Here is a 26,864-nt window from a genome sequence, read left to right on the forward strand (position 1 = left end):
CGTCGCCGTCCTGGGCGCCGTTCCCTCGGGCCGCGCCGCTCCCCACCCGTTCGCCCTGCTCGACCGGCCTGGCGCAGTCGGGCGGCTGTGCCCTCACGGCCGGTGGCCCGGGGCTCCGCGTCGGCCCTCGCCTCGCTCCCCCGTCCGACCCCCCGGTTCCCCCGTTCCCCCGTTCCCCCGTCAGTGCAGCGTCCCCGCGTCCGGCAGTCCTGGGGCCCACTCGCCCGTGGCCAGGGCCGGGGCGGGATGGCCCGTGCGGCGGGCGAATTCCGTCAGGCCGGCGATCTGGCGGGGGCCGAAGGAGTAGTCGAGGGCGCGGCCGAAGTAGCGTGCGAGGGTGGGGGCGTCGAAGGGCTCCCAGCGGGCGGTGCGGGCGGCGAGTTCGGCGGTTTCGGCGCGGGCGAGGTCGCGCGCCGCGAGAAGGCCCCGGTGGGCGGCCGCCACCGCGTCGGGGCGCTGCCGGGCGAAGTCGCGGCGGACCGCCCAGACCGCGAACACGAACGGCAGCCCCGTCCATTCGCGCCACAGTCCGGCGAGGTCGTGGACGCGGGTGCCGGTGTGCGGGGCGGACACCGCGGCGTCGAGTCCGGCGTCGCCGAAGAGCACCGCGGCGTCGGCGCCGCGGAGGACGGCGGCCGGGTCGGCGGAGCCCGGCACGTATGTGGACGAGACGCCGTACCGTTCCTCCAGCAGCAGCCGTGCCAGGCGTCGCGACGTGGGCCCGGCGGGGGTCAGCGCGACCGTGGCGCCGTGCAGTTCGCCGGGGTCGGCGGTGCCGACGAGGACCGACGACATCATCGGCCCGTCGCTGCCGGACGCGATGCCCGGCAGCGCGAGCAGGTCGTCGCTGTGCCGCAGGTAGGTGACGGCGGGTACCGCCGCGATGTCGAGGTCGCCGGCGAGGAGCCGCCGGGCGAGCGCGGTCGGGGTGTCCGCGACGAGGTCGACGTCCAGGAGCGCCGTGGTCCGGGCGAGCCCCCAGAACAGCGGCACGCAGTCGAGGGAGCCGGTATGCCCCAAACGCGCCCGTCCCCGCCCGGCGCCGGCGTTCCGTCCTGTGTCCACGGCGGCATGCTACGGCGGGCGTTTCACCCGTCGGCGAGCGGTCACGCGGCGGCCGACGTGCGCAGCACGGCGAGGGCCCGCGACCAGGCGAGCAGTTCGTCGACCAGCCCGTGCAGGCGCGCGGCCTGCGTCTCCTGCGGGCGGAACTCGGTGAAGGCGACGAAGTCGTCGTTCAGGGTGAGCGTCACCTGCGGGCCGATGTCGGCCATCCGCAGCACGCCCGCTTGCGCGCGGAGCTTCTGGACGGCCATGACCGCGCCGAAGACGCCGTAGCCGACGTAGGCGACGGGCTTGGAATTCCACTCCGCGTACAGGTAGTCGATGGCGTTGGTCAGCGACGCGGGCGGGCTCGCGTTGTACTCGGGCGTGACGAAGACGTACGCGTCGCAGGCGTCGATGCGTTCCGCCCAGCGCCGGGTGTGCGGGTGTCCGCCGGCGGCGCGCATGGCGGGCAACGGTTCGTCGAGGAGCGGCAGCGCGAAGTCCTGGACGTCGATGACCTCGAACTTCGCTTGCTCTCCGGCGCGTTCCACGGCCAGGTCGTGGACCCAGGCGGCCACGGCGGGGCCGAGGCGGCCGGGGCGGGTGCTGCCGATGACGATGCCGATGGTGGTCATGGCGGGGGTTCCTCTCGTGGGGTGGCCGGGTTCGTGAGCCCAGACGAACCACGGGCGTCCGCTGTGACATCGGCGGGCCGGGAGGGTGGCGCAGGTCACATCCGCGTGCTGTCACGGCCGGTCGGGCGCCGGTGTCCCTGTGGTGTCAGGGCGTCGCGGCTCCGGCGGCCGCGTCCGTCGTACGTCACAGATCCCGGCGCCGGTTCGTCCTGGGAACACGACCGCCGGCACGCGCACGGAGCAGAGGACCCGCTATGAGCCCATCGAATTCCACGGCCACCGCCGCCGCCAGGGGCGAGCCGCCCGGAGGCGTGTCCGGTGGCATATCCGGAGGTACGTCCGGGTCGGACGGCAAGGGCGTGCGCCGCGCCGACGCCGTCGACGAGCGCCTCGGCATCTACCGGTTGGGCAGGCCGTATCTGCGGAAGGTGTTTCCGGACCACTGGTCGTTCATGCTCGGCGAGATCGCGCTGTACAGCTTCATCACGCTGCTGCTGACCGGGGTCTTCCTCACCTTCTTCTTCCATCCGAGCAGCGAACAGGTCGTCTACGACGGCTCGTACGTGCCGCTGCAGCACGTGCAGATGTCGCAGGCCTACAAGTCCACGCTCGACATCAGCTTCGACATCCGCGGCGGACTGATGATCCGCCAGATCCACCACTGGGCGGCGCTGATCTTCATCGCCGCACTGTTCGTGCACATGTTCCGGCACTTCTTCACCGGATCGTTCCGCAAACCGCGGGAAATCAACTGGCTGTTCGGCTTCGTGCTGCTCGTATTGGCGCTGCTGAACGGTTTTGCGGGGTATTCGCTGCCGGACGATCTGCTGTCCGGTACCGGGCTGCGGATCGCGGACGGGGTGGTGCTGGCGATCCCGGTCGTCGGCACGTACCTGCAATTCTTCCTGTTCGGCGGGGAGTTCCCGGGCGACCAGGTGATTCCGCGGCTGTTCACACTGCACGTGCTGCTGGTGCCCGCGTTGATGGTGGGGCTGGTGACGATTCACCTGATCCTGGTCTTCTACCACAAGCACACGCAGTTCCCGGGTCCCGGACGCACCGAAAACAACGTGGTGGGAGCGCCGTTCGTACCGGTGTACCTGGCGAAGGCGGGCGGGTTCTTCTTCCTGGTCTTCGGCGCCACCGCGCTGCTCGGCGGGCTGGTCCAGATCAATCCGATCTGGTCGTACGGGCCGTACCATCCGGCGCAAGTCAGCGCCGGCTCCCAACCCGACTGGTATCTGGGCTTCCTCGAAGGCGCCCTGCGGATCATGCCGAACTGGGAAATCGACGCGTGGGGCCACACGTTGAGCCTCAACATCCTGCTGCCCGCGGTGATCGTGCCCGGGATCATGTTCACGTTGATCGCGGCTTATCCGTGGATCGAGGCGTGGATCACCGGCGACGACCGCGAGCACCACCTGCTGGACAGGCCGCGCAACATGCCGGTGCGGACGGGGCTCGGCGTCGCGTGGATCGCGGCTTACGGCGTGCTGTGGGTCTGCGGCGCGAACGACATCATCGCCACGCATTTCCATCTGTCGCTCAACACCATCACCTGGGCCGGGCGGATCGCGTTCTTCGTCGCCCCGGTGATCGCCTACCAGGTCACCGTCCGGTGGGCGAAGGGCCTGCAACTCCGGGACCGCGACAAGCTCGTACACGGCCGCGAGACCGGGATGGTGAAGAAGCTCCCGGATGGCGGCTTCGTCGAGGTGCACGCCCCGCTCGACGCGGAGGAACGGCACCGCCTCACCGCACACGAGCAGTACGAGCCGCTCGCCCTCGCCCCGCCCGTCGACCACAACGGAGTCGCCCGGCGGACCACTCTCGGCCGGCGGCTCCGGGTGGGCTTGTCCCGCTGGTACTTCGCCGACCAGGTCCGCAAGCCGTCGGCCGAGTCGGTCTCGGTCCCGGGGCCGTCCGCCGAATCGGCCGTGCTTGCCGGGCCATCCCCCGAATCGGCCCTGGTCGCAGGACCATCCCCCGCGGGTGAACCGGCCCGCGACGACGGGCCCGACGCATGACCTCCGGAGGCTTCGCCATGCACTCCACCCCGCCCCGACCCCCACTCCCCCGGCCCTCGCTCGCCCGCCATCCCGCCCGCGACGGACGGGTCGACCTCCTGCTCGTGTACGCCGTCCACGACGCATTGCGCCGGGACATGCGGCGGCTGCTCGTCTGGTCGCAGAGCTGCTTTCCGGTGACGACACCCGCATGGACCGACTTCCAGGAACGGCTCCACACCCACCTCGCCGCCGAACGCACCACGCTCTGGCCGGTATTGCGCCGCCGTCGGCTCCCCGACGGGGCCGGCCCCATCGAACGCGGACGCCGCCGCGTCACCCTGCTCGCGGTGACGGTCGACGACTGCCTCGCGGGGCGCGGACCGGCAAGCCGCACGGCGGAGTACATGACGGCGCTGGACGAGGCACTGACCGCCTACCTCGACGACCAAAAAGCTCTCGTCCTGCCGCTGCTGGAGGAGCACATCACCGTCGGCGACTGGGCCGACTACGACGCGGCCCAGCGGCAGCCTTTCGGCCTGGCCTCCGGCGCGGCCCTGTGCGCGTGGCTCCTCGACGAGGCGCCGCCGGAGCGCCGGGAGGCGATCCGCCGGCTGTTTCCGCCGGGGGTGCGGGCGGCGTACCGGTGGTGGGAACGTCGGCGAGCGCGGGACCTCGTCGCGACGGCGGGTCAGCCCCGCCGGACGTCGAAGGCCCGGCGCTAGCCGCCGCTCCCGCGTGGCCGCCGGGGACGGCTCCGGCTACCCGGCGGCCACCCACGCCCCGGTCCGGGCGGACAGGTCCGCCAGCACGCGCTTGCCTCGACCCCAGTCGTACAGCTGTCCGGTCACCTTCACCGCGCTCTGGACCTGGGCCTGCTGCGCGTTCCCCGCGACCGCGCAGATGACCGATCCTTCTTTGGTGGCCCAGTTTCGCGGCAACGCGGCCTCCAGCACGCAGCCGTCGGTCCCTTGCAGGACTTGCGTGAGCCGATAGCCGGTCTCCGCCATCGCACACGACACGCCGACGAGCACCGCCCCCACGGGTGCCGGATACGGCGCCGTGTGCACCTTGTTGATCTCGAAGCCCAGGGCCCGCCCGAGCGCCGAGCCGAGCAGGTTGCTCACCTGCTTCTCCAGGCCGTCGAACGAGCCGCCGAGCAGCTCCCACACATCCCGCGCCTGCTGCCCCCGCTCCATGAACTCGCGCGCGGTCAACCGCTTCTTCCCGCGCGCGGCGGCTTGCTCCAGCCGCCCCATCGCCTCGGGGTGCGCCATGAGTGCGCCGTACCGGAACTCCACACGCCAGTCGGGCTGTTGCACGTCACCCTCCACTCGTCGTCGCGTCGATCCGACGGTGGCCCAGCATGGCAGAGGGGGTTGTGGGGCGTCCGCCGTCCGCGCAGGTCGTCCACGGGGCGGCTCCGGGGTCAGCGGCGGGTCCAGTCCGGTTGGGCGAAGTCGGCGATGCGGGCGTCGGGGTGGTCCAGCAGGACGACTTCGCGGAACTGCCAGAGCAGGGCGCCGGTCGGGGCGTGGAGGAGCATGGCCGGGCCGAGCCGCATTTGGAGCAGCGGCGGGGCGCCGTTCGGCTGCGTGGCCCAGCTCGGGGTGTCCGGGGCGGCCAGGCGGTCGAGGCGTACCGGATGTACGGAGTGCACCTCGCTGTTCGGTGCGAGCGCGACCGGCCCTTCGACCGCGGCGACGATCGGGGTGATGGCGAAGCCGGACGTCGCGGGAAAGTCGTCCAACCGCCCGAGCACCGCGTCCTCCGGCAGCACGAGCCCGAGTTCCTCGCGCAGCTCGCGCAGACCGGCTTCGACCGGCGTCTCCCCGTCCTCGAACCGCCCGCCGGGGAGCCCCCACTGCCCGGCGTTCCGTCCGCGGTAGGCCCGCTTGATGACGATCACCGACGCCGCCCCGTCGAACTCCGCCACACACAGCACCACCGCGGCCCGCCGCAACTCCGCCGTCTCGGGCACCGTCGTATGCCGGAACCCCCCGAGCCGCGCCCGAGCCACCCGGGCAAACTCCGCGACACTGTCCAGCGTGGCCATGGCGGCTCCTCCCGATCGGAGCGCCAGGGTAACGCCGGAAGGCCCAACCGTCGGTGGCGGGTGAGGCGGGACGCGCGGGGGCACGCGCCACGCGGGCACCCGGGTCCTTGGCCGACCTCCACGGCGTCGGGACAATGCGCCGCATGGCACACGCGCGGCGGGACCTGTCCGATGACGGAGGGCTTGCGCCCGAGATCGGGTGGAGTGCACCCGGGTCGTTCGGGTGGGGGGTTTTCCACGAGCGGCATCCTCGGTTGGTCCGGCAGTTGCGGGAGGACTTGCCGCTGGGGGCGGGCCAGGCCGGGGCGTTGGACGCGTTGGTGGCGGAGACGTTGGGTGGGGTCGTCGCGCCGCTGGAGTCCGAGGCCGTGGGGTGGGAGGAGTGGGGGCGGGGGCGGTTCGGGCGGCCGTGGCGCGAGGCGTCGTTTTTGTGGGCGGAGAGCTGCTTCTATCGGCGGCTGTTGGAGGCGGTGGGGTACTTCGGTACGGGGGCGTGGCGGGGGGTGGATCCGTTCGGCCCGGCCAAGGAGGCGGAGCTTCGGGGGAGTGTCGTCGACGAGGAGCTGGCGGCGCTCGACGGGCTGGGCGACGCCGATGTCGACGAGGCGCAGCGTCGGGACGCGTTGCTGGCGGCCTCGTTGTGGGGGAATCGGGCGGATCTCGGGTTCCTGATGACCGCGGGCGGCGGGGCTTCGGGGGGCTCCGCGGGGGACAGCCTCGTCGCGGACGACCGGGCGGAGCTGTGGGCGCATCTGGAGCGTCGGCGCGGCGGGCTGGTGATCGTGGTCGCGGACAACGCCGGGCGGGAGCTGCTGCCGGATCTGGTGCTGGTCGATCACCTGCTGCGCGGCGGGCTCGCGGCGCAGGTCGTGCTGCACGTCAAGCCGCAGCCGTACTACGTGTCGGACGCGACGACCGATGACGTGGTGGCGGCCCTGCGGCGGCTCCGGGGGGCCGGGACGGAGGCGGCGGCGCAGGTGGGGAAGCGGCTGTGGGAGTGCGCCGCGGAGGGGCGGCTGGTGGTGCGGGCCCCTGCGTTCGCGTGTGCGCCGTCGGCCTACACCGGGATGCCGGAGGACCTGGCGGCGGAGTTCGCCGGGGCGGCGCTCACGGTGCTGAAGGGGGATCTCAACTACCGGCGGCTGGTGCAGGACCGCCATTGGCCGGCGACGCTGCCGTTCTCGGAAGCGACGGCGTACTTTCCGGGGCCGGTGGCGAGTCTGCGCACGCTGAAGTCGGAGGTGGTCGTCGGGCTGGAGCCCGAAACGGTGCGCCGGCTGGATGCGGCCGACGCACCGTGGCGTACGGCGGGCACGTATGCCCTGGTGCAGTTCCGGAGCTGAGCGGCGGGGGTACCGCGCCGGCTGCTGCGTCGGCTAGCGGGCCGCGGGCTCGGCAGGCTCGGCGTCGGCCGTGCCCGCGCGCTCGGCGTCGGCCTGGCCGGTTCGTTCGGCGTCGGCCGTGTCGGCGGCGGCCGTCTCGCCTTTCAGCGACGCGCGCCGCTGCCGGGGGATGAACACCGGCGGGATCATCTTCACGAGCCGGGCGTGCGGCGCCTTGGCCGGCACGATGAACAGCGCGAAGGCGAGGAGCACCAGCGCGACGACCGCGTCGAGCCAGTAGTGGTTGGCCGTGACGACGATGACGAACAGCGTCAGCGCCGGGTGCAGCCATATGAGGTGCGCGACGACGCGCCGTTTACGGTCGGCGTGCCGCCACACCGCCCACGTGCCCAGGGCGACGACCACGGCCCAGCCGAAGTGCAGCGACGGCATAGCCGCGTACTGGTTGGAGATCTTGGCGCCCGTGCCGGAGTACGGCGAGTCGCCGAAGATCATGCCGGTGTCCACGAACCCGTACGACGGCATCAGCCGCGGCGGCGCCATCGGGATGACGATCGCGATCACGAGGGCGACCAGGGTCATCACGGAAAGGATGTTGCGGATCCAGGCGTACCGTTCGCGGTGCCATACCCACAGCCACAGCAGGAAGCCCACCGTGGCCGGCCAGTGCACGTACAGGTAGTACTTGTTGCAGAATTCGATCGCCGCATGCGACTGCGCCACCCAGTGCTGGAAGGCGGCCGCGTCGGGCATGCGCAGGTCGGTCTGGATGCGCAGCAGCTCCCGTGCGTTGCGGAACGCCACCGACTCCTGGCCCGTCACCAGGCCGCGGCCGAGCTTGTAGACCCCGAAGATCGCGGCGATCAGCAGCAGCTCCTTGGCGGCGTCGCCCCAGTACCGCCAGTCGACCCGGCGCTTGCGGGCGCTTTCCTCGGCTATGCCGTCCGCCACAGTCCCCGTCCACCTCGCTCGTCGGGCGGCAGTGAATCAGCACGCCCGGAGCGACCCAACCACCGCGAAGACCTTTTCGTGGGATGTTCCCAGCCGGAAGATACCGCGTCACGGTGCCAGGACGATCCACGTCCGGCCCGGCTGCAGCGTCATTTGCGCGCCGTCGTGCGCGAACGTGGTCGGCGAGGTGTCCGTCGGCTTGCTCCACGTGGCGTGGTACACAAGGCCGTTGCGGTACACGTCGGCGGTTCCGTTGCCGGTGGTCACGGAGAAGACCTCGTTGTCGGCGTGGCCGGCATTGTGGTCGGTGTACTTGCCGGGAACGACGTCCACATGCTGGACGATCACGTTCGTCGTGGTGTCGCGCTGTCCGCCGTCGGTGACCGCGGGGCGGCCGTCGACCGAGACGAGGTACTTCGCGCCGTCCCACTGGAAGCCGAACGACGCGGACGGCATGCGCACGGTCGCCGACTCCGCGGCCGTCCCGCCGCTCGGCTGCGCGGGGGCGGCGGCGAAGCGGAGGCCGATGTCGGGGGCCGCCACCGCGTCCGGGAACTTCGCGAAGATGTCGGCGGGCTTGACGAACGTCGGGTCCATGCCGCCGTTGGAGAACAGCGAGCCGGCGTTCAGCGGGGTGACGCTGGTGAGGTCCGCGTTGGCGAGGTCTTTGGTGAGCCCGGTTATCGCGCCGCTGTACGCGAAGTTCACGTGCCCGTACGCGGCCAGGATCGGGATGTCGGTCTGCCGGGCGCTCCGCACCGGGCCGGTCGTCGGCGGCGCGTGGTTGCTGTCGTAGACCGCCATGAGCCGGGACAGCCCGCCCTCGACCTGGATCGCGTAGACGAGGTCCGCCGAATTGAGGCCCTGCTGCCGGGCCTGCACCGAGGTCCCGACGTTGTCGATCTTGACGGCGAGGATCTTGCCCGCGGGCCGCGCGTCACCGGTGAGCGGGTTGGGCGAAACGGGAGGACCGGGCAGCGTGGCGGGCGGCGGTCCGGAATCGGCGCCGGAATCGGAATCGACGAGGAAAAACACACCGACACCCACACCGGCCAGCACCAGAACGACCAGCGAGACGAGTACGGCCACGGGTTTCACACGACAACCCTCCGCCCCTGAGTCTATGCCTGGGGTAGGGAGGGGACGTGATCACGGCGTCATGGGGGTGGCTGATGAGGTGAAAGGGAACGATGGGACGTCACCTACCCTCGCGGGATGACCTCCGACGCGGATCTTGCCGCACGCATGCGCGAGCTTGTCGCCGCCACCGAAGCCGGTTCGTGCCTCCCCGATGCGGCGCGCGCCTTCGTCGAAGCGGTCACCTTCGCCGACGCGGACGCCATCCTCGCCGGACTCCGCGGCGAGCTTGCCGTGGACTGGATGGCGATGCCCGTGTGGGCACGCAATCTGGCGTTTCGACTCGCCTGCCTCCAGCGCCCGGACGATCCGGTGCTGCTGCGGGAGGCGGAGGGGGACCTGCTGTCCTTCGGGCCGGACTGGGACGACGCCGCGCATGCGCTCGAACGGAGAGCGGACGAGGTCGCGTAGACGACGCCGACTCGCCCGCGTTTCTCAGCCGACGGTGGGGAGGGGCTCGCCGAGGGTGCGGGCCAGGTCGGCGGCGAGGAGGCCGGCGGCGTCGATGCCGGCGTCGTACAGGCGGAGGCGTTGCAGGCCCTCGCAGACCGCGAGGAGCCAGAGGCCTTCCTCGGCCGGATCGCGTTCCGCGGACAACTCGCCGTCGGCAGCCAGGTGTTCGAAGGAGCGGGCGAGGAAGCGGCGGCTCATCGCAAAGTGCTTCTCGAAGTACGCGTGGGCGGGGTGGCCGGGAGCAACGGCTTCGGCGGAGACCGTGGAGAAGAGTTCCATGAGACCCGGGGTGTCGTCCGCGGCGCGGCGCGCGGTCTCCACGACGGCGCTGAGGCGGGCGTGTTCGTCGGCGTTGTCGGGGACGCTGCCGACGGTGATCATCAGATAGTCGTGGTGGGTGAGGACCGCGCGGAGCAGCTCGTCCTTGTTCGCGAAGTGGTGCAGCAACGTGGAGTGCGAGATGCCGACGGCTTTGGCGATGTCGCGCAGGCTGATGCCGTGGAAGCCGCGGGTGCCGAAGAGGGTCGTCGCGGTGTCGATCACCTGGCGACGGCGCTCATGCCCGGTGGCGTAGCCGCGGCGTTCCTGGAGGTCACGGACGTCTTCGGCGCGCAGGTCGCGGAAGACCCGGGCGCGGCGGGCGGCTTCCTCCGGCGTCGGGGAGGTGCGCCGGGCCGGGCGAGGCGGGGACGGCGGAGTGGCGAGGAACCGCAGCCGGCGCTCCAGGCAGGCGGCGACGTCGATGTCGGACGGGCTGTAGAGCGAGAGGAGTTGCAGGCCTTCCCAGCCGGCGAGGAGGCAGGTGGCGGCGACGTCGGGATCAGGACCGAAACGCGGCGCGGAGTCGGTGTCGTTGTTGGGAGCGGACCCGGGACCGAGGCCGGGAACGGACGCGGAATCGACGCCGGCAGCGCACCCGGGACCGAGGCCGGGACCGAGCTGCCGGAGTATGTCGGCGCGAAGGTCGCGGTAGCGGCGCGCCATCCGCGCGTGTGCCGGGTGGTCCGCTCTGACCGCTTCGCCGGCGAGCGAGGTGAGGCACTCGACGTAGCCGGGGACGGCAGCCTGCCGAAGGGCTTGGGCGACCAGGGCGGAGGGGGCGTCCGACAGGAGAGGCGCGTCGGCGGCGGGCCAGGCGGTGGTCGTGGCCACGCGGTCGCCGACCGGGTCGGCGGCGGGCCCGGCGGTCGTCGTCACCGCTCGGTCTCCGGTCGGGCCGGCGACGATCCCGCCGGGTGACGGCGCGTCCCGCGGCCGCGCGTCCTCCGCTGCCGCCGCGGCCCTCGCCTCGTAGCGGTCGAGCAGCCCGTCGAGCAGTTCTTCCTTCGACGCGAAGTACCGGAGCAGGCCCGGCCGGGAGATCCCGGCGGCCCGCGCGACGTCGTGCACGGACGGCGCGCCGGTGCCGCACTCGCGGAAGAGCGTGTCGGCGGCGTCGAGGATGCGCTCGCGCCGGGACAACCCCGTCACGTAGTGCCCTGCGGCCTTCCGAACGCCCATCCCCGGCCCCTCGACGTGCTGTGGCCCCGCAACTTACCAAGCCGGACGAGGCGTCGCCCCCGACCCGGCACCCGGGGGCAAGCCCCCGCCCGAGCCCGGCGGGAAGATTCCCGCATTCGAGCCCGCCTCGCACCCCGCGAAAGCACCGCCCACGAATTTCGACCAAGCTGTAGCACTTGTCCTCTGACCTGGGGTAAAAGTATCCGCGGGCAACCCCGCCGCCCGCCCCCGCCGGGATCCGTGCGCCATCGCGCCGGAGGACCGGTCCCGCACCACGCCACCGCTCCGAACGGAGATCCGCATGACCGCGCCGCGGCTCGAGAACTTCATCAACGGCGTCTACGTGCCGGCCCTCGACGGCCGCACCAGCGACCTGATCGACCCCGCCACCGAGGAGGTCTTCGGCACCGCCGCGCTGTCGTCCGCCGCCGACGTCGACGCCGCCTACCAGGCCGCCGCCGCGGCCGCCGTGGAGTGGAACCGGTCCACGCCCGCCGCCCGCCAGCTCGCCCTCACCAAGCTCGCGGACGCCGTGGAGCGGCGCGCCGCCGAGTTCGCCGACCTGGAGTCCCGGGAGACCGGCAAGCCGCGCGACACCCTGGAGGCCTGGGACATCGCGACCGCCGTCCGCGACCTGCGGTTCTTCGCGGGCGCGTGCCGGGTGCTGGAAGGCCGCGCGGGCGGCGAGTACCTCGACGGCTTCACGTCGTACGTGCGCCGCGAGCCGATCGGCGTCGTCGGCCAGATCGCGCCGTGGAACTTCCCGCTGCCGATGGCCGTGTGGAAGGCCGGACCGGCGCTCGCCGCGGGCAACACCGTCGTGCTGAAGCCCGCCGAGTCGACGCCGTCCACCGCGCTCCTGTTCGCCGAGATCGCCGCGGAGTTCCTGCCCGCGGGCGTCCTCAACGTGGTCCTCGGCGACCGCGCCACCGGCGAAGCGGTCGTCGACCACGCGACGCCCGGCATGGTGTCGCTGACCGGCTCGGTGCGCGCGGGACGCCAGGTCGCCGAGGCGGCGGGCCGCCGCCTGCACCGGCTGCACCTCGAACTCGGCGGCAAGGCCCCGGCGATCGTCTTCCCCGACGCCGACCTCGCGGACACCGCGGCGCCGTTGGCGGTCGCCGCGTTCTACCACGGCGGCCAGGACTGCACCGGCGCGACCCGGATGCTCGTCCACGAAAGCGTGTACGACGCGTTCGTCGAGCAGTTCCTGCAGGCGGTCGGCCACATCAAGACCGGCGGCCCGCACGAGAAGGGCGTCTTCTACGGCGCGCTCAGCACCGCCGACCAGCTCGCCACCGTCGAAGGCTTCGTCGCGCGCCTGCCCGGGCACGCGAAGATCCGCACCGGCGGCAAGCGGCTGCCGCGTCCCGGCTACTTCTTCCCGCCGACGGTCGTGACCGACGTGCGCCAGGACGACGAGATCGTGCAGAACGAGGTGTTCGGCCCGGTCGTCACCATCCAGTCCTTCGCCACCGACGACGAGGCCCTCGCCCTGGCGAACGGCACGGCGTACGGCCTCGCCGCCTCGGTCTGGACCAACGACCTCAACCGCGCCCACCGCTTCACCCGGGAGATCTCCGCGGGCTGCGTCTGGGTCAACACCCACCTGCCGCTGGTCTCGGAGATGCCGCAGGGCGGCTTCAACCAGTCCGGCTACGGCAAGGACATGTCGGTCTACTCCATCGAGGAGTACACCCGCGTCAAGCACGTCATGACGTTCCACGGTGGCCGCACGGTCACGCTGGACGACCTGGCCAACCAGGGCTGACTCCCCCGCGACACTCCCCCGCGACACTCCGCCGGACCCCGCGACCGGCACACCGGCGCCGCGCCGGCCTCCGCACCCGAACCGGGACCGACTCCGGTGCGGTGCACAGGCCGACGCGGCGCCTTCGCATGCCCCGGAATTCGTACAGCGGCACGCCGAACACGTGCCGGAACGCCGAGCGCCCGGTGCGCACGGTCTCGGGCAGGGCCGCGCACGCGTCGTCGTACGTCTCCGCCATCAGGATGGCCAAGTTCCGTACGGAGCACCGGTGATCGGCCCGCAGCGGGGCGAAGTCCGGGCTCAGCGCGAACCCGCCGGCTTCGTCGCAGGTGAAGACGCCGCAGAACGCGAGCGTCTGCAGGAGCCGCGCCAGCACGTCGGGATCCGACGCGGTGCGCCGCGCGATCTCGGGGGCCGGCAGCGCACCGCCGTTCAGGATGTCGGGGATGCCGAGCCGCGCCGCCAGCGCCAACGCCCGTGCCATGCCGCCCCCGCCCGCCAGCATCCACGTTCGCTCCGTCCGCTCGCCTGCCACCGCCCGGCCGCAACACGTCGCCGCGAGTGCGGTGCGTCCTGACGAACCAACGAACGGTTGGCCCCGAGGCAACGCCCGGACGGCGGGCAGGGCCGCGTGCGCCGTTACGTGCGCGGGGTGAACTCCGCCGCGGCCAGCGCGCCGTTGCACGCGTTGCACGTCCAGCGCGGTTCGAGGACCCGGCCGCAGGCGCGGTGGGTGATGGTGACGCCGGGGCGGCCGTCGTTCTCGAACCAGCGGGTGGACCAGGCGACGAGGAAGGCGAAGGTCGGGAAGAAGTCGTGCCCCTTCGGGGTGAGGCGGTAGCCGAGGCGGCGACCGCCTTCGCGGAGCGGGGCCTTGGCCAGGATCGCCTGGTCGGCGAGGCCCTGCGGCGGTAGCCGGGAGCGCGCCCAGGGATCGGCCTCGGCGGGAGCGGCTCCTCACGTCAACCCGGTTCCGGCCGCGGCACGCACACGCTCGGTCGACTTCTCACCGACCCGTGCTCGACCCGTCACGGCCTCGGGCCTCGGCCGCCTGCCGCCACGCCACCCCCGCATACGTCTCCCGCAGCCGGTACTTCAGTACCTTCCGCAGCGTGTCGTTGCGCGGCAGGGCGTCCACGACCTCCAGCTGCTCGGGGATCTTCTGGAGCATCAGCCCGGCGGCGCGCAAATGGGCGACCATGTCGGCGAGTTCGAGATCGGCCTCGCCCGCGGCCCGTTCGACGACGGCGCAGACACGCTCCCCGCGTTCCGGGTCGGGAAGGCCGATCACGGCCACGTCCGCGACCGCCGGGTGCGTGAACAGCAGGTCCTCGATCTCGCGGGCCGAGATGTTCTCGCCCTTGCGGATGATGATGTCCTTGAGTCGCCCGGTCAGCGTCAGATGCCCGTCCGGGCGCAGCGTGCCCAGGTCTCCGGTGCGGTAGAAGCCGTCCGCGTCGAACGCTTCGGCGTTGAGTGCCGGATCGGTGTAGCCGCGGAAGACGATCGGTCCGCGCAGCCGCACTTCGCCTTCCTCGCCCGGCGCGGCGAGCGTGCCGTCGGCGCGGACGATCCGCACGTCGAGCCCGGGTGCCGGAGCGCCTTCGCTGTACGTGAGCTGGTCTTCGGTGTCGGTCGGCGCGCCCTGGCAGATCTGCGGCACCTCGGTCATGCCGTAGCCGTGGCACAGCACCGCGCCGAGTTCCTCGCGGACTTCGCGGAACAGCTCGGGCGGCTTGGGCGCTCCCCCGCCGGAGACGATCCGCAGCGACGGGATGATGCGTGCGCCCGGCTGCTTGCGCTGCTCGGCGAGGAAAGCCAGGTAGAAGGCAGTGGACCCGCCGACCATCGTCACGCCGAGCCGCCGGTAGACCGGGATGGCGGTGGCCGGGTCGAAGAACTCCACGACCACGGCCGGGAATCCGGTCATGAGCACGGTGTTGAGGTAGTTCGGTCCGGCGATGTGCGCATACGGAAAGGCCATCGAGCCGACGTCCGACGGCGTCATGGCCAACGCGGCCGCGAGCGCTTCGCCGCCGGCCAGCAGTGTGCCGTCGGTGTGCCGGACGCCTTTGGGGTCGGACGTGGTCCCCGACGTGTAGTACAGCCAACGCACTTCGCCGCCGTCGCCCGGCGCGGGCGGAAGCGCTGCGGGGTCGCCGTCGGGGAGGGTGTCGTACGCGGCCATGACACGCGGCGGTTCGGCCGTCTCGGCGGCCAGCGCCGCACCCATCGCGTCGAAGTCGAAGCCCCGCCACGTCCCCGGCGTCAGGAACACCTCCGCCCGCGTCTGCCGCAGACAGAACCCGACTTCCTTCTCCCGATAGAACGGGATGACCGGGTTCTGCACGGCCCCGAGCCGTGCCAACGCCAGCGACACGACGACCGATTCGATACGCGTCGGCAGCTGCCACGTCACACGCGTGCCCGCACCGATCCCGAGCGCGTGGTAGCCGGCCGCCACCCGCTCCGCCCAGTCGCGGACCTGCCGGAACGTGAACACCCGGTCGTCCGGATCGAGCAGCATCGGCACGTCCGGCGACAACGCGGCCCGCCGCTCCACGAGGTCCCACAGCGTCGCCGCGCCGGTGATGCGCGGATGCGGGCGGCCGACACCGCCGACGGTGCGCGGTTGTTCTGCCAAGGCTCCTCCTCGGACGGAAGACGCCGGTCTGCTCGCCGGCCGGACGAGGGCCGTCCGGCCGCACGGAATCACAGTTGCGACACTGACGCAACTAAAAGTGCGGTGACGAGTTTCTCACATCCGACTGCCTCCACCCACATCCGCGCCCGAACTCCGGTGGCCCGCAGGGTTTCTCCACGCCTCCACCCATCCGACATCCACTCAACCGGGTGGTTTTGGCAGCATTGAGAACGTATTCCCGATTCTCGATGGCAGGCTGGCGCCGCACCTCGGCCTCCGTCGGAAGGGACTCCACCGTGCACCGTCGTTCTGGGGCAGTCGCCGCACCGGATTCCCGGAGCGCGGACGCGGCGCCCGGTTCCGGGAGAACGGACGCGGCGCCAGGACCCCGGAGGCCCGGCCCGGCAGCGGCCGAGCGGCTCGGCCGGTGGGCGCAGGAAGTCGGGCTCATCGCGGATCCGGCCGAGCACCAACGCCTCGCCGCCATGCGACTCGACACTCTCGCCGCGGCCATCCTGCCGGGCTGCGATCCCGCCGATTGCGAGCTGACCGCGCAGTGGGCCGCCTTCATCTGCCTGCTCGACGACCGCTTCGACCGCCGCTTCGCGGCCCCGGACGCCGTCCTCGCCCCGGTCCTGGCCGTGTGGACCGGCGAGAGTACGTCCGCGGCGAGCCCCGGCCCGGTTGAGGCCGCCGCCGACCTGTGGCGGCGCACCGCCCCGCGGCTGTCCGACGAACTACGCGAACGCTTCGTCGCCGACTACACCGCCTACGCCCGCGCCACCAGGCGCGAGGACGAGCTTCGGGGCCTCGGGCGGACTCCGGATCTCGCGGAGTATGTGGAGCTGCGCCGCCACACCATCACCGTGCTTCCCTTGGCGGACATCTCCGAGTGCACATCAGGGGCCGTGCTGCCCGAGTCGTCCCCCGACGCCGCGGACCTCCGGACCCTGCGGCTGACGGCCGCCGACGCAATCGGCTGGACCAATGACCTGAAGTCGGCTGCCGAAGACCGCCGCAACGGACACGCGAACCTGGTGACGGTGCTGGCGCGGGCGCGCAGTTGCTCGATCAACACCGCGCACGACGAAGCACTGCACATGCGCAACACCCGCCTGCACGAGTTTCGTTCGCTGGCACACCGGCTGGACGCGCGCGATGGGGCGCTCGACGAAACGCGCGCGTACATCGTCGGCCTGAGCCGCTTCGTGGACGCGTCGCTGTACTGGCTCGGCATGACCGGCCGCTTTGAACCCGGCACCGCATGAGGTTCGTCGGCCAAGCGCTGTGGGCGCCGTCGATGCTGCCCGCGGCGTTCCCCGCCTGCCGGGACCGCCTGACGCGGCGACTCCTCGCCCGGATCGGCCCGGACGGCGCACTGCGCGACCCCTGCCGCAGCAGGGTCCCGGAATCCGCGCTGATGCTCGCTCTCCTCGAATTCAGCGGTCACGTCGACCACTTCGCCGACGAACGCCGTCGCCTGATCGACTACCTGAACACTGCCACGCGCAGCAGAGACAGCCGGGACAGCACGGACAGGACGCACAGCGCGCGCAGCACGGACAGCACGGACAGCACGTGGGACGCGGTCTTCACCGCAGCCGTTCGGGGGTCGTCTCGCCCGATCGCCTATGAACGACTGGCCGATGAATTCGCCTCCCGCGCACCGGCGTTCGCATCCGAACGCAAGCGCATGCTCTGGCAAGCGCTCTTCGTCATGCTCGGCGCACCAGCCGTCCCCGACCTGCCCATCGGCCCATCGGCCTTCGGCGGACTCCACCCCTGGGCGGCCGTGCAGGTCGCCGCCGCGAGAGTCGTCCTCGCCCCCGCTGCCGCCCGCGGCGGTCTCGCCGACGACATCGCCCTGCTGCGGTCGACCCAAGACACGGCCCGGCACTCCGGAGGGATCTGGGAAGGCAACCTCCTCGTCCACCTGCTGACGCTGCACGCGCTGGCCCGCGTGCCCGGCCACGACGACCTCGTCCTCCGGGGCATCGGCACCGCACTGCGTCGGCAACGCGACGACGGCGGAATCCCGTTCGTGACCGACACCGACACGTGGTCGACCGTGGTCACGGGGCTGGCGCTGCACACCGCGGGAGTGCCGGCCACCGCCCTGAGCACCGTGGCCGCACACGTGGCATCCGTCCAACACGGCGACGGAGGCTGGTCCTACACCGACCACGCACTGCTACCGGACACCGACTGCACCACCGTCGCCGTCGAGTTCCTCCACCAGGTCGACCCGCGAGCGCACAGGCAGGCGATCGACCGTGCCGTGCGCTACCTCCTGGCCGCCCAAGGCCCCGACGGCGGATTCCCCACCTACGGAGCGGGGTCCCCATCCGAGCCGTGTATGACCGCCGCCGCGATCAACGCGCTGACCACGCAGACCGTCCCGCACCGTGAGGCGCTCGACGACGCCGTGGGCTTCCTCGCGGCCGGTCAGCTCCCGGACGGGTCGTTCCCCGCAGGGTGGAGCAGCAGTCGCGGGCATGCGCTCTTCCGCGTCCATCTCGCCATGCGCGGCCTCGCCACCCGGGGCCTCTCCACTCGCAACCTCACCGCCCGCAACCTCGGCGCGTCGGCCCGGGCAATCGACGAGCGCATCATCCGCCTGCTCCTCCGCAGCCAGAACAGCGACGGTGGTTGGGGGCGGCAGGATGCCGACCCGAGCGATGCGATCAGTACGGCGTACGGGCTCATCGTCGCTGCCGGCGGCGTCCGCGACCCGGGCCCGGCCGCCCGCGCCGCGGACTATCTCGTCGCCCGGCAGCGCGACGACGGCGGCTTCGACGCGCCGCCCGACATGCTCGGGCCCCGCCCCCTCCCCTACCACGTGCCCTTGCTGACCGACGCGTTCGTCCTGCTCGCCCTGGGACACCTCACCCGGCGTACCGCGGCCGCCCGCGGAACCATCGCGGGCCCCCGCCGCCGCCTCCCTGCCGACCGGAACCGCTGACGGCCGGCCCGTCCATCGCCCGCCCACGCCCACTCCCCCTCCCCGTCACCGTCACCGTCACCGTCACCGAGAAAGGCCACGTCATGCGACGTCCCGGCTCCATGGATCTGCTCATGCACCACATGGCGCAGACCCAGCCTGCGATCGGCCAGACCATGGGCGCCTTCCTGCACCTTCAAGGCACACCGCCGCCGTTGGAGGCCCTCCGCAAGCACGTCCACGCGCACCTCCACCGGCTGCCGCGGCTCACCCACTACTTGCACGGTCCCGGGCTCAAAGCGCGGTGGCAGCACGACCCGGAGCCGGACTTGCGCATCCGGGTGCGGCATCACGTCGTCCCCGCGGGCGACGACGGCCTGGCGGCCGCCGTGTCGGACCTGACCACCCGGCCGCTGCCCGACCGCGGCCCGCTCTGGGACCTGTGGCTGATCACCGGGCACGCCCCCGACCGCTACACCCTCTGCTGCCGTGCCCACCACAGCACCCAGGACGGCATGGGCATGCTCAACACCCTCCTCACCCTCTTCGGCACGCCGCCGCCCTCGTCGCCCCTCCCCAAGTCCCGTCCCTCTGTGGGTACTTACCTGCAGACCATCCGCGACACCCTCGCCGCCACCGCCCCCACCGGCGTCTGGGACGACCCGCTCCACCCCCTGTCCGGCCGCCGGGCGAGCACCTGGGCGGAACTCCCCACCGAGCAGCTGCGCACTGCCGCGCTCCCCCGTCGCGGGGACACCAACGACGCCTTCCTCGCCGTGCTCAGCGGCGCATTGCGCACGTGGTCCACCGAGCACTGGCCGCAGGGCCGGGGCAGGCCGTTGCCCGCCACCAGCATGGTCAACCTGCGTCGTCCCGAGGAACGCGACGTGCCGGGCAACCTGTTCACCTTCGCCGCCGCCCCGCTGCCGAGCCACCTCCCGGAGTTCGACGCCCGACTCGACCACGTCATCGCCACCACCCGGAGCACCAAGGACCCCGCCCGGCAGACCGCCCTGCGCGACCTGATGGACCGCACCCCGGCACGCGTCTTCCGCGCGGTCGCCACCCGGCTCACCACACCCGAGCGCGCGGCCATCACCACGTCGTACGTGGCCGTCCACCGGCCGCTGGCCTTCCGTGGCGATCCGGTCGTCGCCGTGCAGCCATTCGACTGGCTGCCGCACAACCAGCCCGCCTGCGTCGTCGCGTGCAGTTACAACGGCATGACGAGCGTGTACTTCGCCACCGACGCCGCCCTCCCCGGGCTGGACCGGCTGTCCGCCCTCTTCCTCGAGGAAGCAGACCGGTCACCTACGGCCGCCGCCGCACCCGAAGCCCCGGCTGTCGCGCCCGTCCCGGCCACCATGGCCGACCAAACCCACCCGCCCACCGTCGACTTCCCCTTCGTCAAAGCCATCCTGGTCGACTACGCGGGCCTCCCCGCCGAGGCCATCACCCCGGACGCCGGTCAAGCCGATGCCGGAATCGACTCCATGGCGCACACCGTGCTCTCCATGGCCCTCGAAGACCGACTCGGCCTCGACGTCACGGAACGCGAACTCGCGGAACAGCCCACGGTCGACGCACTCGTCGGATTCCTCGCCCGCCGCTCCGCGGAGCGGACTCCATGACGCCGGTGGCGCCGCGGGAGGACGCCCGCCCCGCGTCCGACGATCACCCGCAGCCCCCGCCGCCTCCGGCCGCCCGCCTCGTCGGCCTCGGCGGCTGGCTGCCGCCCCGCCGGGTCACCAACGACGACGTGTGCGCCCGCGTGGACAGCACCGACGCGTGGATCCGCGCCCGGATCGGCATCACCACCCGCCGCATCGCCGACCCCGCCACCGCGACCAGCGACATGGCCGTACACGCGGGCAGGCAGGCCTTGGAATCGGCGGGGATCGCAAGCGTCGACGCCGTCCTCGTCGCCACCGCGTCCCCCGACCACCTCACCCCGGCGACCGCGGCCATCGTCGCCCACCGGCTGGACCAGCCCCAGGTGCCCGCCTTCGACGTCGCGGCCGCGTGCTCCGGCTTCCTCTACGCGTGCACCGCCGCGGCCGGCCTCATCGCCGCGGGCAGCGCCCGCACCGTCCTCGTCGTCGGCGCCGAGAAGCTGTCCGCATTCACCGACCCGACCGACCGCTCCACCGCCCCCATCTTCGGCGACGGCGCCGGCGCGGTCGTCCTGACCGCCGGACAAGCCTCCCGCCCGGGAACGTTGGGCCCGGTCGTCTGGGGCAGCGACGGCGCCCACGCGGACGCCCTCACCGTCCCCGACGGCGGCTCACGACGCCCGTTTTCGGCGGCCGGCCCCGCGGACCCCTTCATCCGCATGCGCGGCAGCGAAGTCCTCCGCCACGCCGTCCGCCGCATGAGCCACGCCGCCCGGGAGGCCGCCACCGCGGCCGGCTGGACCCTGGCCGACGTCGACCGCCTCGTCCTCCACCAGGCGAACGCCGGCATCGCCACCGCCGTCGCCACCCAACTCGGCATCCCCCCGGACCGCGTCCCCACCAACATCGCCCGCGTCGCCAACACCTCCGCCGCCTCCATCCCCCTCCTCCTCGCCGAGTCGGCCACCACCGGCACCCTCCAACCCGGCCACCGCACCCTCCTGACCGCCTTCGGCGCCGGCTTCACCTGGGCAGCCTGCACGGTGACCTGGCCGGACCACCTCGAGGCCCGGCTGGTGGACTAGGTGTATTGACCCGCAGGGTTGTTGACGCGGCTGATCGGGGGTTGACCTCCGAGTGCGGTGTGGCAGCGATGGTAGTTGTAGGTGTGGAGGAACGGGCCGAGTGCGTCGGTCCGTTCCCGGTTGCTGGCGTAGGCGGTGATGTAGGCCCATTCGTCGCGCAGGGTGCGGTTGAGGCGTTCGACTTTGCCGTTGGTCTGCGGGCGGTAGGGCCGGATCCGTTGGTGGGTGATGCCGGCGACGACGTGCGCGACAGGGCTCCCGGACACGACGCGTTCGACCAGGATCCGGCGCCCGTGCACGGTCAGCCGGGCGTTACGGTGGGACACGAAGACCTCCGACGGGTGTGTTCCTAGACAGCTCCACCACATCGGAGGTCTTCGTCATGCTCAAGACCCACCAGCGTCAACAACGCTCGTGATCAATACAACTAGGCCGTGTCTGGTGGAGCGTCAGCCCACCAGCACCTCGGCCCGCTCCCCCGGCCCCGTCCCCGACTCCGTCGGCCGGATCGTCTCCGCCGGCGGGTTCGCCGTGCGGCGGGCCCACAGGTAGTAGAGGGCCGCGGTGAACAGGAGGCCGACGATCCAGGAGATGTCCGCGCCGTCCAGTTTCTTGGTGATGGCGCCGGTGTAGAGCTTGGTGGCCAGGAACGGGATCTGGACGGCGACGCCGAGGACGTAGCAGGTCAGGGCGGTGGCGTTCCACTTGCCGTAGCGGCCGTTGGGGTCGTAGAGGGCGGGGATGTCGACGCGTTCGCGGGAGATGACGTAGTAGTCGACGAGGTTGATGGCGCTCCACGGGGTGAAGACGGTCAGGAGCAGCAGGACGAAGTTCTTGAAGTTGCTGAGGAAGTCGGCGCTCGCGGCCATGGCGATGACGACGGAGATCGCGGTGAAGCCGAGGATGTAGGCGACGCGGGCGGCCTGGGTGATCCGCGAGCGGCCGTTGACGGCGGTCACGATCGTGAGTACGGACATGAAGCCGCCGTAGGCGTTCAGGCAGTTGACGGTCAGCTTGCCGACCACGATGACCAGGTAGATGAGGAACGCGAGGAACGCCGGGCCGGCCAGGTCGCCCAGGAAGCCGACCTGGTCGGGGAGGAACGCGTCTCCTGCGACGGCCGCGGTGAGGGCGCCGAGGGTCATGGCGATCTGCGATCCGATCACCGAGCCGGAGAACGTGGACCAGAAGGTCGCGCGGTCGCTCGTCTCACGCGGCAGGTAGCGGGAGTAGTCGGCGACGTACGGGCCGAAGGTGAGCTGCCAGCCGGCGCCGAGGCCGACCGCGAGCAGGAAGGTCGCGGCGTCGAAGCCCTTCTCGCCGACGTGTGCGCTCACGTCGTACTGCGTGAACAGGCGGATCATCAGGTAGCCGAGGCCGAGGATGCCGACGACGGTCGCAACGCGTCCCGCGAGGTGGATGAGCCGGTAGCCGAGCACCGCCACTACGGCGGTCAGGGCGCCGAAGATGAGGATGCCGACCTTCGTGTTGTCGATGTGCAGCATTTCGCACACCGTCTGTCCGGCCAGGACCGTGCCGGTCGCGGCGAACCCGAGGTACATCAGGATCACCATGAGCAGCGGCAGGGCCGCCCCGTACACGCCGAACTGGGCCCGGCTGGAGATCATCTGCGGGACGCCGAGCCTCGGTCCCTGGGCCGAGTGCAGCGCCATGACGACGCCGCCCAGCACGTTGCCGATGAGCAGCGCGATGATCGCCCACAGCGCGTCCGCGCCGAAGACCACCGCGAGGGCGCCGTCGACGATGGCGGTGATCTGCATGTTGGCGCCGAACCACAGGGTGAACTGGCTGCGCGGCGTGCCGTGCCGCTCGTCGTCCGGGATCACCTCGATGGTGCGGTGTTCCAGCGCGAGACGGCCTCCGGGGGCTTCCGGTTCGGTCGGCATTGAACTCCCCAGGCAGAGCGGCGGTCACGCCGGGATCGGGTCTGACCCGCCGAATCTGGCATGGATCTGAACATGCATCAAGAGTTTGAATGAATAATTTCATCCATCGCGCATCAGTCGACCCGTGCGTCACAGCCGTTGCGCGCACACGACCCAGGCGCGCCCGAGAAGGCGCGGCCGTGCGCAGCCCGGCCGCCTCAGCGGCCGCCGGGTCGAACAGGTTGGCGCGGATGTAGTCGAGTGCGGCCGCGCACACGTTCTCCAGACCCGCCCTCTAGGCCGTTCGGCCCACGATCGGCCCCGGACCGGCGCAGCGGTGATGGACCTCCGCCACGAACAACCGCATAGTCGGCATATGCCGCCGAACGCGACACCAGCCGACCAGCCGCCGCCGAGCGCCCGGGAACTGCGCCGCCGCGAGCGCGCCCAGTGGGAGCTTCGCGAAGCGATCCGCTCCCGCATCATCGAACTCGAAGCGCTCCTCGCCGCCAAGACGATGGGACGCGAGCTGTCGCAGGCCCACCGGGTCATGGCGGACCAGGCGTTCGCGTCGCTCGCGGAGGCGAAGGACGCGCTCCGGCACAAGCACGGCCGTCCGGCCGCGCACATCGCCGTCGCGCAGACGCAGATGGACGTCGCGAACATCCTGCTGCTCCGGCTGTCCGAGCTGCACGAGGTCGAGGTACAGCTCCCCGGCATCGCGGCGTTCGTGAAGGAGCATCTGCCGCTGGGCGACGAACGCCGGACGCACGTGGACGAGATCCTCCTGTCCGTCCGGTCCGGGACGCCGCTGGACGAGGGGCAGCGCGAAGTCCTGCTCGACGCCTCGACCGTGGCGCACCAGGTGCACCTGAAGGAGAAGCTGCGGGTCCGCAACTTCGCGCAGATCGTGTTCGGCGTCGCCGGGGTGCTGGCCGTCATCGCGGGCCTGATCGCGGTCGCGGGAGCGTCGTCGCCCGGCACCGTGCCGCTGTGCTTCAACCCCGCCACCGGCATCATCTGCGCCACCGCCAGCGCGCCCCTCACTCCGCAGAGCCCGGGAAACACGCAGAGCCTCGATCAGATGTACGCCGCCGTCGCGTCGCAGTGGGACTACCCGGTGGTGGAACTCGTCGGTCTGGTCGCCGCCGCCGTGGCCGCGGCCGCGTCGCTGCGGCGCATCCGCGGGGCGTCGACCCCGTACAACGTGCCCGTCGCGCTGGCGCTGCTGAAGCTCCCGACCGGGGCGCTCACCGCCGTCCTCGGACTGCTGCTCATGCGCGGACAGTTCGTCCCGGGCCTGAGTGCCCTCGACTCGTCGGCGCAGATCGTCGCGTGGGCGGTCATCTTCGGCTACGCCCAGCAGCTGTTCACCCGATTCGTGGACAATCAGGCCCAGCTCGTCCTCAACTCGGTGGGCGGCCCGACCGCCAATCCCGGCAAGCCGCCTCACAACCCGCCCGCCCCGAACCCGGACTGACGCCGTGGGTGAGGAACCGGGACTGCGCCGAACGAGCGCACCGACCGCACCTCAGGCCCCGCCGGCTCCCGGTCCGGCCTAGGCCGCGGGCGCAGGTCATGGGGTCGTCGTCCACAAGCTCGCCGACACGGCCAAGTCCGCGCGGCGCGCGCGGACCTGAACTCGGTGTCCCGGCACGGTCGGACCTCGACGAGGTCAGACCTTGGCCGGCATGGACTTGGCGACGATCAGCTTCTGGCCGATGGTGATGAGGTCCTTGTTGGGAATCTTGTTCCAGGTGACGAGCTGCGGGACCGTCGTGCCGAACCGCAGGGCGATGGCCGACAGTGTGTCGCCGGACTTCACCGTGTAGATCGTCTCGTGCGGGGCGTCGGACTCGTCGACGATGAGCACCTGGCCGACATTGATGAGGTCCGGATCTGGAATTTTGTTCCATTTCACGAGTTCCTCGACGGTGGTGCCGAACCTGCCGGCGATCGCGAAGAGCGTGTCGCCGGATTTCACGGTGTATCGGGTGACATTCATTGTTGTGGTCATGTTTGTCGCCCTACCCCTACTTCCGACGTGCGACGACCCTGCGCCGGTTTTACCGTGGCAGTGAGGGACGATGACCGGTCCGTGCGGGCAATCCCGGGCGGGGGGTGCGGACTTGCCCCTCGACACGCCAAGCATTTTGAGGAGTGACAGTCATGCCTGTCACGCTGCCCCCGGACCTGCACAGCCTGATCATCGACGGGTTCGGCGACCACGACACCGATGTCGGTGCGGCGTTCGACAACAGCTCGGAAGACGAGCAGCAGAAGATCCACGAGCAGGTGGTCGCCGCCGCCGTCGGCGCGGAAATCGTCGAGGAGCAAGGCAAGTTCTGCGCGGTGACGATCATCGCCCACTCGGACCGGGTGGACAACGCGGCCTCGGCCGACGAAGCACGCGCGGACGAACTGGACATCAGCGTCCAGCGCGGCGACAACGCGGTCACCTGGCTCTTCGAGAAGATCCAGGGACTTCTGGAGGATGCCGGGGCGCCGGTCCCGCAGACGCAGGACGACCTGCAGTCCGTCGTCATCTTCCGGGTCGCCGCCGGCGCGGCGCACCTGGTGGTGACCAATCCCGTCTCCGACGACGACCGCCGGCAGAACCGCCGGGTGGAGTTCGCGGTGGCGTCGTTCGCACCGGTCCCGGCGCCGGTCCTGTGACGCCGGGGCGGCGGGCGCCGCTCTGGGCGCACGGCGCCGCACGCGCTATCGGGACGGCAGGCCACTTCTTTTTGGTCACGTCCCGACAACGGGACCGAACCACGAGGTCGAACACACAGTCGGAGAACGAAAGTTATTTAACACCCAAAAACGGAAATATCGGGTGGCCGAGAGGCCGCGATTGGCAACGAACCGGCCACGACTCGCCGGAATGAGGTTTATTCGCGGCCTTTGGCACCCCGCCTGACAGCCCCTAACGTCGCACCTCGTTCCGGCCGCGGCACCCGCCGCTCCCGGCCGGAATGCCTGCTCGTCCGACGGCAGTGCCCGCTCGCCACAAGCAAGGAGATGCGCGGCTTGGCTGTCCGCAACGCCAGACCTCCGTTCCACCCGTTCACCGCCGGAATATCCCGGCGCCGCTTCCTGCGCGGTACAGCAGGAGCCGGGCTGGCGGTCGCCGCCGCCGGCACCGCGGTCGCGACCAGCGGATGCGCCCGCGTCGACCTCACCGACGAACCCGGCGGCGGCACGCTGCTCAAACGCTTGCGCGACCGCGGATCGGTGCGTGTCGGCTTCGCCAACGAAGCCCCGTACAGCTTCCTCGACAAGAACGCCGATCTCACCGGCGAGGCCGCCGAGTTGGCGAAGGTGATCTTCGACCGCCTGGGCGTCCCGAAGGTCGACCCGGTGCCCGCCGACTTCGGCGCGCTGATCGCCGGCCTGCGATCCGGCCTGTTCGACATCATCGGCGCCGGGATGTCGGTCACGCCCAAACGCTGCGAGGCCGTGGCGTTCACCGACCCGGAGTTCAACGCGTCCGAGGCGTTCCTGGTGCCCCGAGGCAACCCCAAAGGTCTGAAGACGATGGCGGACGCCGCGGCGTCGGGGGCCACCGTCGGCGTCCTGCTGGGCGCGGTGGAAGCGGACATCGCCGAGAAGAGCGGCGTCCCCGACGGGAAGATCGTGCGGTTCGCCGACCAGCCGAGCGCCTTCGACGGCGTGGCGGGCGGACGGGTGGACGCCGTGGCGCTGACCTCGATCTCGCTGCGCTGGGGGCTGAAGCAGCGGTCCGGCCTGAACCTGGAGGTCACCCCGCCCTACCGGCCGATCGTCGACGGCC

The 26,864-nt window shown here is 71.6% G+C and carries 23 protein-coding genes and 2 pseudogenes; 12 read left to right on the forward strand and 13 right to left on the reverse strand.

The annotated features are described in order from the left end of the window. Nucleotides 1–180: 180 nt before the first annotated feature. Both ACPA54_RS01795 and ACPA54_RS01800 read right to left on the reverse strand, forming a co-directional pair. Entirely contained in the window at nt 181–1,065 is an 885-nt protein-coding gene (locus ACPA54_RS01795; protein ID WP_423526043.1) for a menaquinone biosynthetic enzyme MqnA/MqnD family protein, read from the reverse strand. Nucleotides 1,066–1,106: 41 nt separating this feature from the next. Beyond that, complete coding sequence (locus tag ACPA54_RS01800; RefSeq protein ID WP_423526044.1) at nt 1,107–1,682, reverse strand: NADPH-dependent FMN reductase; 576 nt, start codon at nt 1,680–1,682, stop codon at nt 1,107–1,109. Between the two features lie 254 nt (nt 1,683–1,936). On the opposite strand from ACPA54_RS01800, the gene qcrB reads away from it, so the two are divergent. Together qcrB and ACPA54_RS01810 are read left to right on the forward strand one after the other, a co-directional pair. Then, complete coding sequence (gene qcrB / locus ACPA54_RS01805) at nt 1,937–3,709, forward strand: cytochrome bc1 complex cytochrome b subunit (RefSeq protein ID WP_423526046.1); 1,773 nt, start codon at nt 1,937–1,939, stop codon at nt 3,707–3,709. 17 nt (nt 3,710–3,726) lie between these two features. After that, nucleotides 3,727–4,413, forward strand: a complete 687-nt coding sequence (locus ACPA54_RS01810) for a hypothetical protein (RefSeq protein WP_423526048.1) — start codon at nt 3,727–3,729, stop codon at nt 4,411–4,413. Between the two features lie 36 nt (nt 4,414–4,449). Here ACPA54_RS01810 and ACPA54_RS01815 read toward each other — a convergent pair whose 3' ends face one another. Then, complete coding sequence (locus ACPA54_RS01815) at nt 4,450–5,010, reverse strand: hypothetical protein (protein ID WP_423526049.1); 561 nt, start codon at nt 5,008–5,010, stop codon at nt 4,450–4,452. 107 nt (nt 5,011–5,117) lie between these two features. Further along, nucleotides 5,118–5,744 carry an NUDIX hydrolase gene (locus ACPA54_RS01820; RefSeq protein WP_423526051.1) on the reverse strand — a complete coding sequence of 209 codons (627 nt, stop codon included), beginning with the start codon at nt 5,742–5,744 and terminating at the stop codon, nt 5,118–5,120. Nucleotides 5,745–5,887: 143 nt separating this feature from the next. Between ACPA54_RS01820 and ACPA54_RS01825 the strand changes: the two genes are divergently transcribed. Further along, a complete protein-coding gene (locus ACPA54_RS01825; protein WP_423526053.1) occupies nt 5,888–7,087 on the forward strand; it encodes a damage-control phosphatase ARMT1 family protein in 1,200 nt (399 codons plus the stop codon). Between the two features lie 33 nt (nt 7,088–7,120). On the opposite strand, the gene ACPA54_RS01830 is transcribed toward ACPA54_RS01825, so the two are convergent. Together ACPA54_RS01830 and ACPA54_RS01835 are read right to left on the reverse strand one after the other, a co-directional pair. Continuing rightward, on the reverse strand, nt 7,121–8,038 hold the full coding sequence (locus ACPA54_RS01830) for a phosphatase PAP2 family protein (protein ID WP_423526055.1): 918 nt from the start codon (nt 8,036–8,038) through the stop codon (nt 7,121–7,123). Between the two features lie 108 nt (nt 8,039–8,146). After that, nucleotides 8,147–9,136 (reverse strand): DUF3048 domain-containing protein, encoded by a 990-nt coding sequence (locus ACPA54_RS01835; protein ID WP_423526057.1) that lies wholly within the window; start codon nt 9,134–9,136, stop codon nt 8,147–8,149. A gap of 117 nt (nt 9,137–9,253) precedes the next feature. On the opposite strand from ACPA54_RS01835, the gene ACPA54_RS01840 reads away from it, so the two are divergent. Beyond that, complete coding sequence (locus ACPA54_RS01840; protein ID WP_423526059.1) at nt 9,254–9,586, forward strand: hypothetical protein; 333 nt, start codon at nt 9,254–9,256, stop codon at nt 9,584–9,586. Nucleotides 9,587–9,610: 24 nt separating this feature from the next. On the opposite strand, the gene ACPA54_RS01845 is transcribed toward ACPA54_RS01840, so the two are convergent. Next, nucleotides 9,611–11,128: a TetR/AcrR family transcriptional regulator gene (locus ACPA54_RS01845; RefSeq protein WP_423526061.1), complete on the reverse strand. Its 1,518-nt coding sequence runs from the start codon at nt 11,126–11,128 to the stop codon at nt 9,611–9,613. Nucleotides 11,129–11,429: 301 nt separating this feature from the next. Between ACPA54_RS01845 and ACPA54_RS01850 the strand changes: the two genes are divergently transcribed. Then, the gene (locus tag ACPA54_RS01850) at nt 11,430–12,899 is read left to right on the forward strand and encodes an aminobutyraldehyde dehydrogenase (RefSeq protein ID WP_423526063.1); all 1,470 of its coding nucleotides are present in this window, start codon (nt 11,430–11,432) and stop codon (nt 12,897–12,899) included. Here the strand turns inward: ACPA54_RS01850 and ACPA54_RS01855 are convergent. The 3 genes and pseudogenes from ACPA54_RS01855 to ACPA54_RS01865 form a co-directional block, all read right to left on the reverse strand. Then, on the reverse strand, nt 12,868–13,404 hold the full coding sequence (locus tag ACPA54_RS01855; RefSeq protein WP_423526065.1) for a methyltransferase family protein: 537 nt from the start codon (nt 13,402–13,404) through the stop codon (nt 12,868–12,870). The two genes, ACPA54_RS01850 and ACPA54_RS01855, sit on opposite strands and share 32 nt — an antisense overlap. A 134-nt stretch (nt 13,405–13,538) precedes the next feature. Further along, nucleotides 13,539–13,787 (reverse strand): annotated as a pseudogene (locus tag ACPA54_RS01860) (winged helix-turn-helix transcriptional regulator); the annotation flags it as partial. A 118-nt stretch (nt 13,788–13,905) separates the two neighbouring features. Continuing rightward, entirely contained in the window at nt 13,906–15,492 is a 1,587-nt protein-coding gene (locus ACPA54_RS01865; protein WP_423526869.1) for an AMP-binding protein, read from the reverse strand. Between the two features lie 536 nt (nt 15,493–16,028). Here ACPA54_RS01865 and ACPA54_RS01870 point away from each other — a divergent pair. The 4 genes from ACPA54_RS01870 to ACPA54_RS01885 all read left to right on the forward strand — a co-directional run bounded on the left by ACPA54_RS01870 (nt 16,029) and on the right by ACPA54_RS01885 (nt 21,182). Further along, nucleotides 16,029–16,811: a terpene synthase family protein gene (locus ACPA54_RS01870; RefSeq protein WP_423526067.1), complete on the forward strand. Its 783-nt coding sequence runs from the start codon at nt 16,029–16,031 to the stop codon at nt 16,809–16,811. Continuing rightward, nucleotides 16,808–18,505: a prenyltransferase/squalene oxidase repeat-containing protein gene (locus ACPA54_RS01875; protein WP_423526068.1), complete on the forward strand. Its 1,698-nt coding sequence runs from the start codon at nt 16,808–16,810 to the stop codon at nt 18,503–18,505. Before ACPA54_RS01870 ends, ACPA54_RS01875 begins: the two co-directional genes overlap by 4 nt. Before the next feature lie 83 nt (nt 18,506–18,588). Next, nucleotides 18,589–20,115, forward strand: coding sequence for a wax ester/triacylglycerol synthase domain-containing protein (locus ACPA54_RS01880; RefSeq protein ID WP_423526069.1), 1,527 nt, complete (start codon nt 18,589–18,591; stop codon nt 20,113–20,115). Beyond that, complete coding sequence (locus tag ACPA54_RS01885; RefSeq protein ID WP_423526071.1) at nt 20,112–21,182, forward strand: beta-ketoacyl-ACP synthase III; 1,071 nt, start codon at nt 20,112–20,114, stop codon at nt 21,180–21,182. Before ACPA54_RS01880 ends, ACPA54_RS01885 begins: the two co-directional genes overlap by 4 nt. On the opposite strand, the pseudogene ACPA54_RS01890 reads toward ACPA54_RS01885, so the two are convergent. Together ACPA54_RS01890 and ACPA54_RS01895 are read right to left on the reverse strand one after the other, a co-directional pair. Further along, nucleotides 21,179–21,412: pseudogene (locus ACPA54_RS01890) on the reverse strand (integrase core domain-containing protein); the annotation flags it as partial. The gene ACPA54_RS01885 and the pseudogene ACPA54_RS01890 overlap by 4 nt on opposite strands. Before the next feature lie 219 nt (nt 21,413–21,631). Next, complete coding sequence (locus tag ACPA54_RS01895; RefSeq protein WP_423526072.1) at nt 21,632–23,089, reverse strand: purine-cytosine permease family protein; 1,458 nt, start codon at nt 23,087–23,089, stop codon at nt 21,632–21,634. 355 nt (nt 23,090–23,444) lie between these two features. Between ACPA54_RS01895 and ACPA54_RS01900 the strand changes: the two genes are divergently transcribed. Further along, the gene (locus ACPA54_RS01900; RefSeq protein ID WP_423526074.1) at nt 23,445–24,548 is read left to right on the forward strand and encodes a hypothetical protein; all 1,104 of its coding nucleotides are present in this window, start codon (nt 23,445–23,447) and stop codon (nt 24,546–24,548) included. A 195-nt stretch (nt 24,549–24,743) separates the two neighbouring features. On the opposite strand, the gene ACPA54_RS01905 is transcribed toward ACPA54_RS01900, so the two are convergent. Then, nucleotides 24,744–25,073: a LysM peptidoglycan-binding domain-containing protein gene (locus ACPA54_RS01905; RefSeq protein WP_423526075.1), complete on the reverse strand. Its 330-nt coding sequence runs from the start codon at nt 25,071–25,073 to the stop codon at nt 24,744–24,746. Between the two features lie 164 nt (nt 25,074–25,237). Here ACPA54_RS01905 and ACPA54_RS01910 point away from each other — a divergent pair, with 164 nt between their 5' ends. Together ACPA54_RS01910 and ACPA54_RS01915 are read left to right on the forward strand one after the other, a co-directional pair. Beyond that, a complete protein-coding gene (locus tag ACPA54_RS01910) occupies nt 25,238–25,744 on the forward strand; it encodes an OmpA family protein (RefSeq protein ID WP_423526077.1) in 507 nt (168 codons plus the stop codon). Nucleotides 25,745–26,101: 357 nt separating this feature from the next. After that, nucleotides 26,102–26,864: transporter substrate-binding domain-containing protein (locus tag ACPA54_RS01915; RefSeq protein ID WP_423526079.1), on the forward strand; the 763-nt coding region annotated here is incomplete at its 3' end.

This window comes from Uniformispora flossi (assembly GCF_049534875.1).
In the GTDB taxonomy this organism is placed as follows: domain Bacteria; phylum Actinomycetota; class Actinomycetes; order Streptomycetales; family Streptomycetaceae; genus Yinghuangia; species Yinghuangia aomiensis.